Below are 16540 nucleotides of genomic sequence, written 5' to 3'. Positions count from 1 at the left end.
ATGGAGCCCATGAGCAGCGAGTTCGGCGTACCGGAACCTGAGAGCCTGGCAGCGATGCACGGAGAGTCGCCGATCGCGGAGACCAGCGTGCGGCTGGCCCTGCCCGCGGAGGCGAACGCGATCGGCGAGGTGCAGGTCGCGGCGTGGCGCCGGGCGTACGAGGGGGTCCTGCCGGCCGACGTACTGCTCGACCTGAACCCGGCGCAGTTCGCCGCGCAGTGGCGGGCCGCGCTACTGTCACCCGGCGAGGCCCGCAACCGCGTGCTGGTCGCCCTCGCCGGCCGCGACCTGGTCGGCTTCGCCGCGATCACCCCGTCCGACGACCCCGACGGCGACCCCCGCCAGGACGCCTTGATCGCCGAACTCGCCGTCAAGCCCGAGGCCACCCGCGCCGGCCACGGCTCCCGGCTCCTGAACGCCGTCGTCGACACCGCCCGCGCCGACGGTTTCAGCCGCGTCACCGTCTGGGTCACCTCCACCGACGACGTCCTGCGCGCCTTCTACACCGACGCCGGCTGGGCCCCCGACGGCGCCCACCGCGAACTCGACCTGTACGGCGACGGCAGCGTCCGGATCAAGCAGGTCCGACTGCACGCCGCGCCGGGCGCTGACGACTAGCCCCAGCGTTTCCGCAACCACTTCACCGTCGCCTCACCCGACCGCACCTGCCGCGCTCGCATCCAGCGGGTCATTGCGTCCGCCGACTGACTCCCGGCATGCCGCCAGTACGACGCCAGCGCGACCAGGAACGCGTCAACGGCCACGGGATCCGCGGCCGCCCCGCGACTCGACCGCAGGAACAGCTCCTCCGCATCCAGCGATCCGATGGACGACTCCAGCAGCAGGCACACCGGGTCGACCCAGTCGGGCCCCAGGCCACCGAATTGGCCTAGGCCGGCGAGGGACTCAATGTGAAGCGGCGACGATAGCTGCTCGGCGTGAGGCCGGTACTGCGTTTGAGTTGCAGGCGGAGATTGGTGGCCGTGCCCAGCCCGGAGCGGCGAGCGATGCGGTCCAGGCCGGATTCGCCGCGTTCGAGCAGCCGGCACGCCAGAGCGACCCGTTCGGTGGTGAGCCAGCCGAGCGGAGTCGTCCCGAGTTCGGACTGGAAACGCCGGTGGAGGGTGGCCGGACTGACTCCCGCGCGGTCGGCGAGGTCCGTCACGGTCAGGGGCTGGTCGAGGTGGGCCCGAGCCCAGTCGAGCAACGGAGCCAGGGAGGTGTCAGCCACGGCCGGGACCGGCTGGTCGATGAACTGCCGCTGACCGCCCTCGCGGTGGGCGGTGAACACGAGTCGGCGGCTGACCGCGTTCGCGATCTCGGCGCCGTGGTCGGTGCGGATCAGGTGCAGACCGAGATCCAGCGCGGCCGCGCTGCCCGCCGCCGTGTAGACATTGCCGTCAGCAACAAACAGGACGTCCGGCTCGAGCTCGACCGCCGGGAACATCCGCTCGAACGCCGAAGTCCAGCGCCAGTGCGTCGTGGCCCGACGGCCGTCGAGCACTCCGGCCGCCGCCAGCGTGAAGGCGCCGGTGCAGAAGCTGACCAGCCGGGCTCCGCGCGCGGCCGCCCGGCGTACGGCGTCGAGAACCGCGGCCGACGGCGGCTCCTCGGGGTCCGGCCGGTTCGGGACGATCACCGTGTCGGCGGTGTCGACCTCGCTCAGATCGCCGACTCCGCTGAGCGTGAAGAAGCCGTGATGCATGCGCGTCTCGGGCTCCGGCGTGCAGAGCGCGAAGTCGTACCAGGGCCGGTCGAGCTCCGGCCGGCGCAACCCGAACAACTCGGTCGCCACGCCGAGCTCGAACGGGTTGGACCCGGCGTCGACGATCACGACCACCCGATGCTGCGAGGATTCTTTCGACACACGCCATTTCTAGCACTCACTGCGTCGCCAGACCATCGGCAAGGCTGAGCAGATGAACGAACCAGTCGACCTGCACGCCGTCCTGAAGACCTTCGACGACCTCTGGAGCCCGCGGATCGCCGCCCGGCTGAACGACTACGACGTCCGCGTCACCAAGGTCGCCGGCACCTACATCTGGCACCTGCACGAAACCACCGACGAACTCTTCCTGGTCCTCGACGGCGAACTCGGCATCGGCCTGCGCGACCCCGACGAGCGCACCGTCACCCTCTCCCCCGGCTCACTGTTCGTCGTCCCCCGCGGCGTCGAGCACCGCCCGTTCTCCGAAGGCGGCGCGTCCATCGTCGTGATCGAACCCGCCGGGATCCCCACCACCGGCGACCAGCACGAGGAGATCCCCGAGCACATCAAGACCCACACCGGCCTGCCCCTCACACTGGAGCCGTGACCTGGACACCGCCGGAGACCCGAGAGGTCGCCACCAACGACAGAGTCCTGCGGTACTGCGGCTACGGCCGACCCGACGGAACACCGGTGGTGTCACTGCACGGTACGCCGGGGACCCGCTGGGAGCGCCCGGATGTCGTTGCCGCGATCAACGATTCCGGCTTGCGTGTCCTGGTCCCCGGCCGTCCGGGCTACGGCTCGACGCGCCACCCCGGCCGATCGGTCGCCGACGTCGCGGTGCTGGCTGACGCTGAGGGCTGGGACCGGTTCGCCGTCACCGGCTTCTCCGGAGGTGCGCCGCACGCGCTGGCGTGTGCGGCGCTGCTGCCCGACCAGGTGACACGGTGCAGCTCGGTCGCAGGCATCGGTCCGCTGGACAAGCTCGACCTGGACTGGGCAGCCGACGCCCGTACGCCGGGGGTCACGATCCCTCGGACGCCGTCCAGCGCGCGATCCTCGGCGAGCTCACCGGCGATGGTCGCCGCGGCCGACGGCGTACGCGCGACTGAGCCAGTCGGCGACTTCTTCGTCCACCTCGGTGGGTGTCCGCAATCGGAAGAAATGCACGACGTTGTGCCGGGAATAGGTCTCGACCTTCGTGAACCGCTCACTGGTAAGCGGTTCCGCGAGGACGACGTGGCCGTCGAGCCAGTGCACGCGCGGGACGAACGCGGCGAAACTCATCCGCACGTGCAGCGCGATCCGCGTCTTCTCGGACAGGATCTCGACCGGGCCGGGCAGCGCGCCCAGCACCGCGTCGAAGATCTCCCGAACGACCGGATCCTTGCCGGCGAAGTGGTGGTCGAGGTCGCCGAGGGGGCGGCAGGTGTGGGTCTGGTTGCGCGCTGCGAAGGTGCGGCCGCAGCGCGGGCACCTCCACATCAGTCGCGGGCGCGATAGAGGTCCCGCAGCAGGCAGATCTCGGCGCCGTGGTGGATCGTCTCGCGGTTGAGGTGAGCGATCAGCGCGAGCATCGAGTCGTCGGCGTACGGGCCGCCCTTCGGGCCCAACGGGCGAGCCAGCGCCCCCTCGTCCAGCGAGCGGATGCCGTCGTGCCAGCGGGCGTACCAGTGATCGAGGAACTTCAGTCCGGCGTCGGCGGTCGCCGGCAGGTCGGCGGGGAGCTGCCGCGGATCGAACATGTCGGCGTCCGCGGGCGTTGTCCCGTCGTTGAAGAAGGCGTTCGCGCGCACCGCGAAACACCCGACGGCGATGTGCGCCATCCGCCACGCGATCGTCGTCACCGGCGGCGGATCCGGCGCCGGGTCCTCCAGGTCGTACGTCACCCGGCCGGTCTCGTCGACGCGCAGACTCCAGCTCGGCTGAGCCGGCTCCCAGAAGTACTCCGCGTCGGTCAGCCCGTCGAGCCGAGGCCGCAGATGCACGTCCCAGTAGAACTCCAACTGCCCGATCAGCAGCTCGCCGGCTCCCATCACAGCCACCTCTCGCAGACGTCGTCCCAACCCTAGGACCCCGCGCCGACAGAACTCCGCTCAGCGCTCGTCGACCAGCTCCAGCCGTTCCACCGTGGCGTCCTGGACGAGCGCGAACGCCGCCTGAGCCTCGGGCCAGGTCGGCGCCACCGCGGTGACCGCATCCAGGGCGTCACCGGACTCCCACCGCCAGACGTCCAGCCAGGTCTCGTCGTCGACGCGGGCCAGTTTCGTCTCGGTCAGGCCGTCGGTGGTCTTGCGCACCGCCTCGATCAGGGCGGACCGCCGGACCAGCATCTCGTCGACGTCGGCCGGGGTCACGGTGAGCCGCGTCAGTCGCAGTACGCTCATCAGGGTCTCCTTGTAGTTGAACTCTAGTGATTGACTCTAGAGATAGACTACAAACATGACCCAGGTCAAGAAGGTGGACGGCCGAGCCGAGAAGTCCCGACTCACCCGCGCCCGGGTCCTGGACGCGGCGACCGAGTTGTTCGTGCGCGACGGGTACGGCGCGACCGCCCTGCAGGACATCGCGGCTGCGGCCGGCGTGGCGGTGCAGACGATCTACTACGGCTTCGGCAACAAGCAGACCGTGCTGAAGCAGGTGGTCGACCGCACGATCGCCGGCGACGACGAGCCGGTCGCGACCATGGACCGCCAGTGGTTCCGCGACGCCTTGGCGACCAGCACCGCCGAACAGCACCTCCGCGTTCACGTCGAGGGCACTTGCGAGGTGCTCGCCCGCGTCGCGCCGATCATGAAGATGCTGGAGGCGGCCTCCGCCGCGGACGCGACGATCGCAGAGCTCTGGCCCGACCAGCGCGAAGATCCGCGGCTCACCGTGCAGACCGCGGCCGCGACCAGCTTGCTCGGCAAACCCGGCGCCAGGCCGAACGTCGCCGTTGAGCACGCCGCCGACGTTCTGTACGGCGTACTGAGCACCGAGCTCTACCTGTTGCTCGTCACCAACCGCGGCTGGACCACCAAGCAATACGCCGACTGGGCGTACGACGTACTGCGCCCGCAACTGTGTGCCTAGCTACTACTCACCCGCGTGCCGGCGTCTCCTGTGCCCTGGCGAGGATCTCGCTCACCACTGCGGACTTCGCATCGGCGTAGTCCTGGACGTACTTCCAGTTCCGCGTCGCGAGTTCGCGTTTGGTCCGGGCATACAAGTCGCGGTCGGCCGCGTTCGTGCGCAGCCAGTCACGGAAGAGCAGTACTCGGTCGGCCTCGGCGCAGCCGGGTGGGAAGACATGCAGGTTCACCAGGGGGTCCGTCCCGCGCAGCATCCGGTGTTCGTACCAGTCGGGTTCACGGACGCGCAGGACGTAACCGAGGGTTTCCAACTGCGGAACGTAGGCCGATTCTTCGGCGGGGTCGGCGACGAGCAGGTTGATGTCGATGAGAGGTTTCGCCGGCAGCCCGGGCACCGACGTCGAACCGACATGGTCGATCTGAAGCGCCACCTCACCGAGGACGCCGCGGATTCGCGCCGCCGCCTCCTCGAACCAGGAAGGCCAGACGGGATCGTAATCGGCGATGACGATCTTCTGATGCGCCGGTGGCATGTCGCCGACCGTGACGGCCCGCAGTCGCTCGTCCTCCATGGCAGAAGCATAGGAGGCAGTCGGCGGTGAGGAACGCGATGTCTGAGCGCCGCAGCACCGTTCAGCGTACGGATCGGCGTGCTTCCCGAAGGGCGGCCCAGCCGTCCGCCACCGGTCCGAGATGGCCGAGCTTGTCGGGGTTGCTCACCGCGTGGATGGTCTGAACCTGCCCGTCGGCGATCTCCAGGGTCCAGACGTTGAGCACCTTGCCGTCGCGGTCGCGGAAGATCGCGCCGGGGCGGCCGTTCACCTCGTGCGGCTCCAGGCGGGCGCCGATCCGCGAGAACAGCTCGACAAGCACGGTGAGCACCCGCGTCACGCTGCGGGTGCCGAGGTACCGATCGGCCCACTGCGGCCCCTTACCGCCACCGTCACCGACCAGCTGGACGTCGGCCGCCAGCAGCTCGGTCAGCCCGCGGACGTCTCCTTCCCGGAAGGCCTGCAGGAATCTCCCGGCGAGTGCGTCTCGCTCAGTTCGGTCTGCGTCGAACCGAGGCCGTCCAGCGTCCACATGCCGCCGGGCCCGTACGGCGAGCTGGCGGCACGCGGCCTCCGTTCGACTCACCACCGAGGCGATCTCCGGGAAGCCGAACCCGAACACCTCGCGCAGGACGAACACCGCGCGCTCCAGCGGACTCAACCGCTCGAGCAGGAGCAGGGACGCCATCGACACCGAGTCGGCCAGTTCCGCCGACCGCTCCGGGTCCTGGTAGGGGTCGGTCACCAGCGGCTCGGGGAACCAAGGACCGACGTACTGCTCCCGGCGAACCCGCGCCGAGCGCAGTACGTCGATCGAGATGCGCGTCACCACGGCCGACAGGTACGCCTTGGCCGATCTGGGCGGCTTCGGCGCCGACTCGAACCGCAGCCAGGTTTCCTGGACGGCGTCCTCGGCCTCGCTCACGCTGCCCAGGATCCGGTACGAGATCGAGAACAGCAGCGGCCGCAGTTCCTCGAACTCCGCGGCCCTCGTCACGCCGGCTCCACCACGAAACCCCGCATCCGCCCACCCTCCTGACCAGAACCCGTTGCTCCACACCCAGACACCACGAAGCCGCGATCTGTGACTTCCAGCCTGAGATCACCAAGGCACTGGCCCTTCCTCAGGGAGGAACCCTGCCGTCGGCCCGTCCGCGCCGACCGTGGCCAGCCGCACCAGCACAGCGGCGCCCTGCGCGACGGTCAGGACTCCGGTGTGGTTGTTGCTGTCGGTGTCGACGAATCCCGGCGCGACCGCGTTCACCAGGATTCCGTCCTTGCGCAGTTCGTTGGCGTACTGCACCGTCAACGCGTTCAGTGCGGTCTTGGACGGCGAGTACGCCGCCGACGACGGCAAGGAGGCCAAGGGGCCGTCCGGATCACTGTTGATGGTCAACGAGCCGGCATGACTGGTCACGTTGACAATGCGCGGCTCCGGGGACCTCCGCAACAGCGGCAGCATCGCGTTCGTCACCGCGATCACCCCGAACACGTTGGTCTCGAAGACGGCTCGAACCATCTCCAGGTCGACCGTGCTCGGCAGTTGGTCGACGGCATCCTGGGGCGAGACCTGGCCGGATCCGGTGATCGCGGCGTTGTTGATCAGGACGTCGAGGTGCTCGAACCGCAACTCGATCTCCCGGGCGGCCCGCTGGATGACCGCCTGGTCGGTGACATCCAGAGTCACCGCATGAACGTCACCACCCGCCGCTCGCAGTGCCGCGGCGGCCTCCTCACCCCGCCGTGGGTCCCGGACGCCGAGCAGCACCGTCATCCCCAGAGCGGCGAGTTGCTCGGCGGCCCCTCGCCCGATCCCCTTGTTCGCGCCGGTGACCAACGCGATCTTTCGCTCGCTCACAACCAACTCCTCGTCTCGGGATCCTGCCTTCGGATCCCGAGACGAGACAGCCTGCCCGGCTGTGACATCGGGCCTCAGAAGGACGACGTTCCGCCGACGAGCCGGGGGTGGTGTTCGACCGCGGGAGGTCGGCGTGACAGATTGCGACGGTCCCGTCACGATCGGACATCCCCGGAGGATGTATGAAGTTCCGTACCCTGGCCGTTCTCGGCCTCGGTATCAGCCTTCCCGCCCTGCTCGTCGTTCCCGGCTCCGGCGCGACCGCCGCCGTCGAGCCGGCGCCGGTGCTGAAGAGACCCGGCTACGTCTCGAACCGCTACCTGGACCAGAAACCGGTCTGGAAGACCTGCGGCGACCCGGAGCTGCGCGTGACCTGCGCGAAGATCACCGCCCCGCGGGACTGGTGGCACCAGGGTTCACACGCCGACGACATCCAGATCGCGGTCAGCAAGGTCGCGCCGAAGACCGGAAAGCCGAGCCGGGTCGTCTTCGGCAATCCGGGCGGTCCGGGTGGCGCCGGCCTGGGCATGGCGCCGTTCCTGGCCAGCCGCGCCGCGCTCGCCAAGGACCACCTCGCGGTGGGCTTCGACCCCCGCGGCACCGGCGACAGCACGAACGTCAGCTGCGAAGGCGCACCCGGGTACACGATGGACGCCCGCGACCGCGACCCGGCCAATCTCGAGCTGATCGCCGAGGCCACCGAGCTGACCCGCCCGTACTGCGACCGCCAGTCCCGCGGCCTGCTCCCGTACGTCGACACCGCCCAGACCGTGCAGGACATGGACCTGATCCGCCACCTGCTCGGCTACGCGAAGATCGACTACGTCGGCTACTCGGCCGGCACCTGGCTCGGCGCCTACTACCAGACCTTCTTCCCCGAGCACGTCGGCCGCTTCGTGCTCGACTCGAACACCGACTTCACGCGTCCCTGGCTGGACACGTTCGCCGCCCAGCCGCAGGCCTTCGAGCGCCGGTTCCGCGAGGATTTCGCGCCCTGGGCGGCCAAGTACGACAGCGAGCTGAAACTCGGTAACACTGCGCGGCTGGTCCTGCGCACCTACGAACGCTTGCGGGCCGAGTTGAAGAAACAGCCCGCGGTGGAGGAATACCTCGACGGCTCGGTGAAGATCAGCTACGACCAGAACACCCTCGACAACCTCGTGGTCGGCGATATGTATACAAAGGCGGATTTCTACAGTCTCGCCGTTGATCTGGCATTTCTCCGCGACCTGTCCAAGGCCCAGAGCACCGGCGGCCCACGCGCCGCGCAGCGCAAGGTCGACGCCCTGCCGGTCGAGCGGCAGCGGCAACTCGTCCAGCGCGCGTCGAGGCCGGCAGTCGGCTTGAGCCCGTTCAGCCGGCCGTTCGCGGACGACGCGCAGCAGGCCACCTTCACCGCCGTCACCTGTAACGACAGCGATTGGCCACAGGGCCGCGAGTACGGCGAGATGCTGTCCGCGCGCTTCGGCCCGCGCTACCCGCTGCTCGGCTGGGGCATGAACGAGAACCCCTGCCTGGCGTGGGATCGGCCGCGCCGCACCCTGCCGACACCGACCGGCGCCGGGCTGCCGACGACGCTGATGATCCAGTCCGTGCACGACCCGGCGACCAACGTCGTACTGGCTCGGTCCGCCCATCGGCGGTACGCCGGTTCGCGGCTGATCACGATCGCCGGCGAGGGCGATCACGGCATCTACGGCGGCGTGAACAAGTGCGCCGACCAACTGGTCGACGCCTTCCTCGGCTCCGGTCGCGCACCGGCCCGGGACACCACCTGTCAGGGCGAGGGACTGCCCGCGCCGACGATGCCGCCTCCGCCGGAAGGCGGCGAAGGCGCACCGCTGCACCGGATCGCCGGATTCACCCGCAACCTTTCCGGTTATCTGCACTGAATTAAGGCCAGGACCAGGGGAACAGACCCGAATTCAACGGAATTTCCGGTACGGACTGCCAGGTCGTGGTCACAATGCGCGAAAACCGCGCGACGCTTTCGTTGTCACCACTGCTTTGTCAGGGCGATGTCAGGGTTGCGTCCCTGTGCGACAGAGCGTGACCAGGACAACCTGGAGTCAGCGCGGGAGAACCGAACGTCGACGGGGAGGGCCGGCGATCGGGGGACATCGCCGACGCGGCTTCGGCCGGCTGTGGGGTGGGGGGACTGCCTGGGGGGTCAGACAGGGAACACAGCCGGCCGGGTCCACGTTGCGCGTTGCCGGCCCGGCACAGATCCCTCGCGGGGTACCTTCGATCCCCCAGGTCGTGGTGCCTCGCGAGGCCAGTTTCGGAGACGGCGGGGCGGTCGTCTCCGGACCACCGGCCCGGGTGGCGCGTCCTGGTGACGCGCCGCCCGGGACCCGGTGCGGACCCGAGCGTCAGCGGTGCCGGTCCAGGTACTGCGCCTGGTAGAGCGACGGCGGGAACAGTCCGCGCCGGTTCGCCCCCTCGATGTAGCCGGCCGGTTGCTCGAACGGCCCGTCCCCGGTGATCACTCCCGAACACCCGATCGCGTAGTTCTGCGCCGTCGGCGGCTTCTGGACGACGAGCTTCGCGGTCCCGGTGTCGCAGTTCCAGCCGACCGAGTGCGAGGTCGCCCAGCCGTGGCCGGTGCCGTAGTCCCCGCGGTTGTAGATGCCGAGCACCAGGTCCACCTTCGGATCGCGGTCGACGAAGTTGTCCCACAGCAATCCCTGGCTCCACCGCCGGTGCCCCTCGCTCGACGCGAGCGCACCGACCGACGTACCGCGCAGGAAGACGATGCCCGACGCGCTGCTCGCGCCGTTGGAGATGAACGCGTGCCGCGCCTTCGTCGCATGGCAGTCCACGAACAGCACCTGCTGCGAGAACGCCTCGCAGTTGAAGTTGTAGCGCAGTCCGCCGGTCACCACCGAGGCCGGATCGAGCGCGTTGCAGTCGCGCACCGTGACCCGCGTCGCCTCGGTCGTCTCCACGCCGGCCTTCGCGAAGTGCAGGAACGTGCTGTCCCGGACCCACGCGTCCTCGGCCTGCCGGACCTTGACCGCGACGAACGCGTGCGCCTCATCGGCGTCGGGATCGCCGGCGAACTGGATGTCGATGCGCAACTTCTCCAGGCCGACCTCGGTGACCAGGCCGGCCCGGTCCCAGACGTACAGATAGGACTGCGAGCGATCCCGGCGCAGGTGCTCGAAGACCGGGACGTCGATGGTGACGGTGGTTCCGCGGATCCCGGTGATCCGGCGGTTGTAGATGATCGGCTGACTGTCGACGGTCCATCCGGCGTCGGTCGCCGTCCCGCCGTGGTCGACCGCGGCCAGCCAGGCCTCGGTGCACGGGTGCACGATGATGATGTTGTCGCCAGTTCGCAGCCCGCTCGCGTCGGCGACCTCGAACGAGCGCGACCCGACCTGCACCCAGTCGGACGTGATGTCGGTCCGCGTCCCGGCCACCTCACCGCGCCAGCCGGTCGCCGGTCCGCTGCCACCCAGTACGACGACGTCGCGGGACGCCGGGGTGTTGCCGGTCGCCTGGATGATCGTGTCACGGCGCGGGTCGGCGCCGTCACCAGAACCGCGCAGCACCACCCCGGACCGGTTCACCCGCAGCGTGCCCGCGACGGGATAGTTGCCGGGAGCAAGCAGTACGGCGCCGCGGTGGCCGGTCCGGTCGAGCGGACGGGCGCCGGCCTCGTCGAGCGCGGCCTGCAGGTGGGCGGTGTTGTCACCGTCGATCGGCCGGACCGTCTTGACGGTGCGCACGTGTGGGATCGGCCGGTCGCCGTGGCGGTAGCCGGCATGGCTGAAGTCCGGGATGCGGTTGCCTTCGCTGTCCTCGCGGTAGACCAGGCGGTAGCTCGCGTCGTAGCGGACGAGGTCCGACTGCCATCGCGTACCTGCGTCGGCGGTGCGGGCTCCCAGCATCGCCGTCGCGGCGAGGGCGCCGCCGGCGCCGAGCACGCTGCGGCGGCTGAAGTTCTTGGTCATCGAAAACCTTCCTGATGGGCGGATCAGGAGGGACAGTCTGCGGTGCGGTTCCCCGGTTGGCAAGCGTTTGCCAAGGGAGTGGAACGATTTCCCGCCAGCTGGAACAGACGGTCGAAGCTACAGCCGGGTCGACCTGTCCGGAGCGGCCCACGGGCCGGGGTAACCGTCCGCGACCGCCGACAGCGGCGTCGCACGTCCCGCCGACCACGCCGCGCGGAACGCACGTCGATCCAGGACCTGCTCGATCGCCTGCCGCGTCGCCTCCCGATCGGCCTTCTCGATCTCCGGGATCGGCGCGCCGATCACCTCGCGGATCCCGTCGGCCGCACCGAGCAGGAACGCGGCGTACTCCGTGCGGCCGCGTTGCTGCGCCACCGTCGCGAGTTCCTCGAGCACGCTCGCCGACCGCCAGCGATCTCCCAGATCCCGGTGCTCGGCCAGGCTCTCGTCGAGCAGGTGCACCGCACGATCGGTCAGCCCCCGCCGGCGTTCGACGATGCCGAGTTGGTTGAGCGACCACGCGACGCCCTCGCGGTACCCGAGCCGTTGCGACAGCGCGAGGCTCTCCTGCAGCAACTCCTCCGCCTCGCCCAGCTCACCGCCGTACTGCGCGATGGTGCCGAGGCTGATCAGCGACCAGGCGAGCCCTTCGCCGTCGCCGAGCGTCCGGAAGCTGTCGCGGGCTCGCCGGCACCGCCGGGTCGCGATCTCGAGGTCGCCGCGCAACCACGCGACGAAGCCGAGCTGGTTGTGCGCCCAGGCCATCCCGGCCCGGTCGCCGAGGCTTTCGAACAGGTCGTAGCTGCGGCAGTGCAGGCTCTCGGCGGTCACGTAGTCGCCCCGCTCGCGGGCCACACTGCCGAGCCGCTGCATCACCAGCGCCGTACCGGCCGTGTCGTTCAGTTCCTCGTACTGCGCCAGTGCTGCTTCGAGTCGCGTGGTCGCCACGTCGTACTCGCACTGGAGAAAGGCGAGCATGCCCGCACCGAGCAGGGCCTTCGCCTTCGCGGACTGCAGCTCGGGCTGGTGATCCACCAGCGCGAGCGCGCGTTCCAGCCAGTCGCTGCCCTCGGCGTAGTGGCCGCGCAGGTAGCAGAACAGCCACAGTCCCCCGGCCAGCCGGATCGCCTCGGCGCTCGACTCGGTCCGCAGCGACCAGTTGATCGCGGCCCGCAGGTTGTCCAGCTCGCCTTCGAGGCGGTCGAGCCACGCCCCCTGGTTCGCGCCGCGCAGATTGGTTTCGGCTTCCTCGGCCAGAGCGAGGTAGAAGGCCGCGTGATTGCGCGCGACCTGCTCGGCCCGGCCACTCGCCGCGAGCCGGTCGGCGGCGAACTCGCGGATCACCGCGAGCATGTCGTACCGCCCGATCCCACCCTCGCGGCTGACCCGGATCAGCGACTTGTCCACCAAGCGGCCGGTGAGATCGAGCGTCTCGGCTCGCTCGCGCGGACCGGGCGTCGTCGTACCGGACAGCACCGCCGCGGCGGCGTTGAGCGTCCAGCCGCCAACGAACACGGACAACTCGGCGAACAGTTCCCGTTCCGGCACGGTGAGAAGGTCGTAGCTCCAGCCGATCGCGCCCAGCAACGACTGCTGTCGCGGTCCCGCCGTACTGGCACCGCCGGCGAGGATGCCGAACGACGTCTCCAGCTCGGTCGCCAGCTCCTCGACGGTCAGCACGTTGGTCCGCGCCGCGGCCAGCTCGATCGCGAGCGGCATGCCCTCCAACCGGCGGACCACTCGGGCGACCTGCTCGATTTGCTCCCCCGGCGCGTTGCCGCGCGCGGTGGCCCGATCGACGAACAGCCGGACCGCCGGCGACGCGTCGGGCTGCTGCTCCAACTCCGGCAGGGCCAGCGGCGGTACGACGTACACGCTCTCGCCGGGTACGCGGAGTAGCTCGCGGCTCGTCGTGAGGACGGACAGGTTCGGGCAGGACTCCAGGAGCCTGCCGCAGACCACGGCCGCGTCGGTGACGACGTGCTCGCAGTTGTCCAGGACCATCAGGAGTTTGCGGTGCCCGATCAGCTCGGCGATCTCGTCGACCAGCCGGGCACCGTCGAGCGGGTGCAGCCCGATCGCGGCGGCGATTGCCGACGCCACCGCGGCCGGATCGGCGATCGGTGCCAACGGCGCCCAGCCCACCCCGTCGTCGAACTTGTGCCCGATTCCGCCGGCCAGTGCGAGCGCGAGCTGGGTCTTGCCGACCCCACCCGGACCCGTCAACGTGAGCAGCCGGGTGGCGCGCTCGCCGAGCAAGCGACCGGTGTGGGTCAGATCGGTGGACCGGCCGATCAGCTGGTTCGCCGGGACCGGCGGCGGCCGCACGGTCGAGCGTGGACTGTCGCCGTCACGGCGGGCGGCGGCCCCGAGCTCGGCCCGGCCGGGCGCGTCGAGCTGGAGAGCGTCTCCGAGCAACCTCAGGGTGTGCGGCCTGGGCGCGCGGCGACGACCTCGTTCGAGGGCCGCGATCGCGTCGACGCTCAGCCCCGCGAGCTCGGCCAACCGCTCCTGCGACAGTCCGGCCTCTCGCCGGTGCCGGCGCAGCAGATCACCGAAACCCGTGGTTCGCACGTCGTCCGAGCCACGGCGAGACCCGTCAGACGGCACAGGACGGCTCCACCCAGTCTCCGACCCGTACACGGCGGTTGCCGCGCACCCTTAGAAAAATAGCCGCAACTCCACCGGGTTGTCTCCCGCTGCAACCGGTTCCCAGGCAACTACCGAAAACCCACCAGTTCAGACAGCCGCTTGATTCACGGTTGGTCAGTGGGCAGTCACCTGCTGTCAGAGGCGGTCGTGCCGGGCGATCGCAGTGCGCATCGAGGCTCGTGCACGGCGGCGGTCGCCGGCGGCGTCGTACGCCGTGGACAGCCGGAACCAGGTCCGCCAGTCGTCCGGCGCGGCCTCGACCTCGGCCTGGTACTGCGCGAACGCCGCGTCCGCGGCCGATCGCTCGATCCGCCCGGAGGGGCGCCGGGGCAGGTCGTCGACCGGGAGCCCGCCTTCGAGGTCGAGCTCGTGGGCCAGCTCCTCGGTACGCCGTCCGAACTGCAGCTCGCGCCAGACCAGGTACGCGCCGAGCAGCGGGATCACCAGGACGGCGACACCCAGCCCGATCGCGACCGGGTCTCCGGTGCCGATCAGCAGCACGCCGCGCCAGCCCAGCAGGACGGCGTACGCGACGAACACGACCGCGATCACGATCGCGGCCCGTTTGGCGGTCATCCCCGTGGTCCCGCCGTCAGTCGAGGTCGAGGAAGTGTTCGAGCCCGACCGTCAGCCCCGGGGTGTCGACGATCCGCCGGACGCCGAGCAGGACGCCGGCCATGAACGACTCCCGGTGCATCGAGTCGTGCCGGATCGTCAGCGTCTCGCCGGTGTCGCCGAACAGGACCTCCTGGTGCGCGACCAGGCCGCGCAGCCGGATGCCGTGCACGCGGATCCCGTCGACGTCGGCGCCGCGGGCGCCGTCGAGGCCGGTCGTGGTCGCGTCCGGGATCGGGCCGGATCCGGCCTCGCGGCGGGCCGCGGCGATCAGCTCCGCGGTCCGCCGCGCCGTACCGGAAGGCGCGTCGACCTTGTCCGGGTGGTGCAGCTCGACGATCTCGACCGACTCGTAGTACTTGGCGGCCTTCGCGGCGAACTGCATCATCAGCACCGCGCCGATGGAGAAGTTCGCGGCGATCAGTACGCCGGTGCCCGGGCTCTGCTCCAGCTGCCGGGCCAGCGTGCCCAGCCGCTCGTCGTCGAAGCCGGTCGTGCCGACGACGGCGTTGATCCCGTTCTCGATGCACCAGGCCAGGTTGTCCATCACGACCTCGGGCCGGGTGAAGTCGACCACCACCTGGGCGCCGGCCTTGGTCAGCTCCGCCAAGTCGTCGCCCTGATCGAGCCGGGCCACCAACTCCAGCCCGTCCGCGCCCTCGACCGCCAGACACGTCTGGGTACCCATCTTGCCCTTGGCCCCCAACACCCCGACCTTGATCATCCGCACCCTTTCCCGACAAGCCGACCGGCCAAGGATCTCATCCACCCGCGGCGGCCCCACCGCCCCACCCCTCGGCCCGCACGCCGCACGAGCACTCCGGTCACCGCGTTCGCCGGTCTTGTCGCCCCATCCCGGTCACACCCGTACGCCGCACCCCTCGACCCGCCTCGTTACCGCGTACGCCGCCGCGCCGCGCCCCTCGTCCCCCGCCGCCTCGCACTCACCGCATTTGCCGGGTTAACCCTGCAGGTTGTGGGTTCCATAGCCGCAGAGCCGCAGCGAACCCACCAGCTCCACGGCTAACCGATCAAATCGGGGCCGGGCGCCGCTGCCACCGCGCCGCGTCCCCACCGCCTCGAACGACCACACTTCGCCGCCTCGCACCCACCTCATTTGCCGGGTTAACCCTGCAGGTTGTGGGATCCATAGCCGGAGGACCGCAGCGAACCCACCAGCTCCACGGCTAACCGATCAAATGGGGGCCGGGCGCCGCTGCCACCGCGCCGCGTCCCCACCGCCTCGAACGACCACACTTCGCCGCCTCGCACCCACCGCATTTGCCGGGTTAACCCTGGAGGTTGTGGGTTCCATAGCCGCAGGACCGCAGCGGACCCACCATCTCCAGGGTTAACCCGGCAAATGGGGCAGCGGGTGGTGGCGGGCTCGGCGGGTGCCGAAGTGACGGGCGATCCGCTGCCGGGGCGGGGCGATATTCGCGTGAGTCGGTGACGTGGCGATCAGCTGGGAGGCGGGCCGCGAGGCCGCAGGGCTCGTCGGCCGGGGGCATGGGAGTGCGGGGCACCGGGGCGCGGGGCATGGGGGCGCGGCGGCACCGGGGCGCCGGGCATGGCGGTGCGGCGGCACCGGGGCGCGGGGCATGGGGGTGCGCAAGGCATGTGGGTGCGGCTCGGCGGCGCGGGTCCCGCATGGTGCCGGTGAGCCGGGACTAGGTCAAGGACTTGGCGTAGCAGAGCGCGGTGGGCTGGTTGACGTACTTGCCGTACGGCGGGATGGGCCGGTAGCCCATCGACTCGTACAGCGTGATCGCCTCCGGTTGCCGTACGCCGGTCGCCAGCCGGAGCGACGTCGCGCCGCGGTGCCGGGCGACGGCCTCGGCCGAGGCGATCAGGCGGCGGGCGATGCCGTGCCCCCGGTGGTCGGGGTGCACGTACATCCGCTTGATCTCGCCGAGGCCGTCGACGATCGGCATCAGGCCGATGCAGCCGACCGCGCGGCCACCCGCCTCGGCGACCAGGAAGGATGTGGCCGGGTCGACCGGGTGCGAGGTGCTCGCCGGATACCGGGTGAACAGCTCCTTCAGCGCCAGATCGAGCAGCAGCACCAGGCCGAGGTCGTCGCGCGGCCGCGGCTCGATCAGGACTTGGGTCAGCACGCG

General features: G+C 70.2%; 17 protein-coding genes and 1 pseudogene. 5 read left to right on the top strand and 13 right to left on the bottom strand.

Features of this window, described 5'->3' with window-relative positions; translation table 11 throughout:
- Nucleotides 1-9 precede the first annotated feature (9 nt).
- Entirely contained in the window at nt 10-618 is a 609-nt protein-coding gene (locus ACQPXM_RS17195; RefSeq protein WP_432949715.1) for a GNAT family N-acetyltransferase, read from the top strand.
- On the opposite strand, the gene ACQPXM_RS17190 is transcribed toward ACQPXM_RS17195, so the two are convergent.
- Nucleotides 615-851 (bottom strand): hypothetical protein, encoded by a 237-nt coding sequence (locus tag ACQPXM_RS17190; RefSeq protein WP_432949713.1) that lies wholly within the window; start codon nt 849-851, stop codon nt 615-617. The two genes, ACQPXM_RS17195 and ACQPXM_RS17190, sit on opposite strands and share 4 nt — an antisense overlap.
- A gap of 38 nt (nt 852-889) precedes the next feature.
- Nucleotides 890-1867 carry a GlxA family transcriptional regulator gene (locus ACQPXM_RS17185; RefSeq protein ID WP_432949711.1) on the bottom strand — a complete coding sequence of 326 codons (978 nt, stop codon included), beginning with the start codon at nt 1865-1867 and terminating at the stop codon, nt 890-892.
- A gap of 52 nt (nt 1868-1919) precedes the next feature.
- Here ACQPXM_RS17185 and ACQPXM_RS17180 point away from each other — a divergent pair, with 52 nt between their 5' ends.
- Together ACQPXM_RS17180 and ACQPXM_RS17175 are read left to right on the top strand one after the other, a co-directional pair.
- Entirely contained in the window at nt 1920-2315 is a 396-nt protein-coding gene (locus ACQPXM_RS17180) for a cupin domain-containing protein (protein ID WP_432949709.1), read from the top strand.
- Nucleotides 2312-2644, top strand: a pseudogene (locus tag ACQPXM_RS17175) (alpha/beta fold hydrolase); the annotation flags it as partial. The gene ACQPXM_RS17180 and the pseudogene ACQPXM_RS17175, both read left to right, overlap by 4 nt.
- Nucleotides 2645-2779: 135 nt before the next feature.
- On the opposite strand, the gene ACQPXM_RS17170 reads toward ACQPXM_RS17175, so the two are convergent.
- From ACQPXM_RS17170 to ACQPXM_RS17160, 3 genes are read right to left on the bottom strand one after another with little or no spacing between them, the layout of a single operon-like run.
- A complete protein-coding gene (locus tag ACQPXM_RS17170) occupies nt 2780-3196 on the bottom strand; it encodes a DUF5655 domain-containing protein (RefSeq protein WP_432951037.1) in 417 nt (138 codons plus the stop codon).
- Nucleotides 3196-3747 (bottom strand): DinB family protein, encoded by a 552-nt coding sequence (locus tag ACQPXM_RS17165; protein WP_432949707.1) that lies wholly within the window; start codon nt 3745-3747, stop codon nt 3196-3198. The genes ACQPXM_RS17170 and ACQPXM_RS17165 overlap by 1 nt, the downstream gene beginning before the upstream one ends.
- A 60-nt stretch (nt 3748-3807) precedes the next feature.
- Complete coding sequence (locus ACQPXM_RS17160; RefSeq protein ID WP_432949705.1) at nt 3808-4098, bottom strand: hypothetical protein; 291 nt, start codon at nt 4096-4098, stop codon at nt 3808-3810.
- Nucleotides 4099-4153: 55 nt separating this feature from the next.
- Here ACQPXM_RS17160 and ACQPXM_RS17155 point away from each other — a divergent pair, with 55 nt between their 5' ends.
- Nucleotides 4154-4786, top strand: a complete 633-nt coding sequence (locus ACQPXM_RS17155) for a TetR/AcrR family transcriptional regulator (RefSeq protein ID WP_432949703.1) — start codon at nt 4154-4156, stop codon at nt 4784-4786.
- 7 nt (nt 4787-4793) lie between these two features.
- Here the strand turns inward: ACQPXM_RS17155 and ACQPXM_RS17150 are convergent, their stop codons facing one another.
- From ACQPXM_RS17150 to ACQPXM_RS17140, 3 genes are all read right to left on the bottom strand, one after another.
- The gene (locus ACQPXM_RS17150; protein ID WP_432949701.1) at nt 4794-5357 is read right to left on the bottom strand and encodes a GrpB family protein; all 564 of its coding nucleotides are present in this window, start codon (nt 5355-5357) and stop codon (nt 4794-4796) included.
- A 61-nt stretch (nt 5358-5418) separates the two neighbouring features.
- A complete protein-coding gene (locus ACQPXM_RS17145; RefSeq protein ID WP_432949699.1) occupies nt 5419-6333 on the bottom strand; it encodes an RNA polymerase sigma-70 factor in 915 nt (304 codons plus the stop codon).
- Nucleotides 6334-6438: 105 nt separating this feature from the next.
- Nucleotides 6439-7194 (bottom strand): SDR family NAD(P)-dependent oxidoreductase, encoded by a 756-nt coding sequence (locus ACQPXM_RS17140; protein ID WP_432949697.1) that lies wholly within the window; start codon nt 7192-7194, stop codon nt 6439-6441.
- Nucleotides 7195-7376: 182 nt separating this feature from the next.
- On the opposite strand from ACQPXM_RS17140, the gene ACQPXM_RS17135 reads away from it, so the two are divergent.
- Entirely contained in the window at nt 7377-9086 is a 1710-nt protein-coding gene (locus ACQPXM_RS17135; RefSeq protein ID WP_432949695.1) for an alpha/beta hydrolase, read from the top strand.
- Nucleotides 9087-9566: 480 nt separating this feature from the next.
- Here ACQPXM_RS17135 and ACQPXM_RS17130 read toward each other — a convergent pair whose 3' ends face one another.
- From ACQPXM_RS17130 to ACQPXM_RS17110, 5 genes are all read right to left on the bottom strand, one after another.
- The gene (locus tag ACQPXM_RS17130; RefSeq protein WP_432949693.1) at nt 9567-11153 is read right to left on the bottom strand and encodes a hypothetical protein; all 1587 of its coding nucleotides are present in this window, start codon (nt 11151-11153) and stop codon (nt 9567-9569) included.
- A gap of 117 nt (nt 11154-11270) precedes the next feature.
- Nucleotides 11271-13727 carry an ATP-binding protein gene (locus ACQPXM_RS17125; protein WP_432949691.1) on the bottom strand — a complete coding sequence of 819 codons (2457 nt, stop codon included), beginning with the start codon at nt 13725-13727 and terminating at the stop codon, nt 11271-11273.
- A gap of 213 nt (nt 13728-13940) precedes the next feature.
- Entirely contained in the window at nt 13941-14381 is a 441-nt protein-coding gene (locus tag ACQPXM_RS17120; protein ID WP_432949689.1) for a hypothetical protein, read from the bottom strand.
- 16 nt (nt 14382-14397) lie between these two features.
- A complete protein-coding gene (gene dapB / locus ACQPXM_RS17115; protein WP_432949687.1) occupies nt 14398-15144 on the bottom strand; it encodes a 4-hydroxy-tetrahydrodipicolinate reductase in 747 nt (248 codons plus the stop codon).
- Nucleotides 15145-16090: 946 nt separating this feature from the next.
- Nucleotides 16091-16537 carry a GNAT family N-acetyltransferase gene (locus tag ACQPXM_RS17110; protein WP_432949685.1) on the bottom strand — a complete coding sequence of 149 codons (447 nt, stop codon included), beginning with the start codon at nt 16535-16537 and terminating at the stop codon, nt 16091-16093.
- Nucleotides 16538-16540: the final 3 nt, after the last annotated feature.

The organism is Kribbella sp. CA-253562, assembly GCF_050942265.1.
Classification (GTDB): Bacteria; Actinomycetota; Actinomycetes; order Propionibacteriales; family Kribbellaceae; genus Kribbella.
Note: the sequence above shows the minus strand (reverse complement) of the source record. Positions and strands in the feature narration are given on the sequence as shown.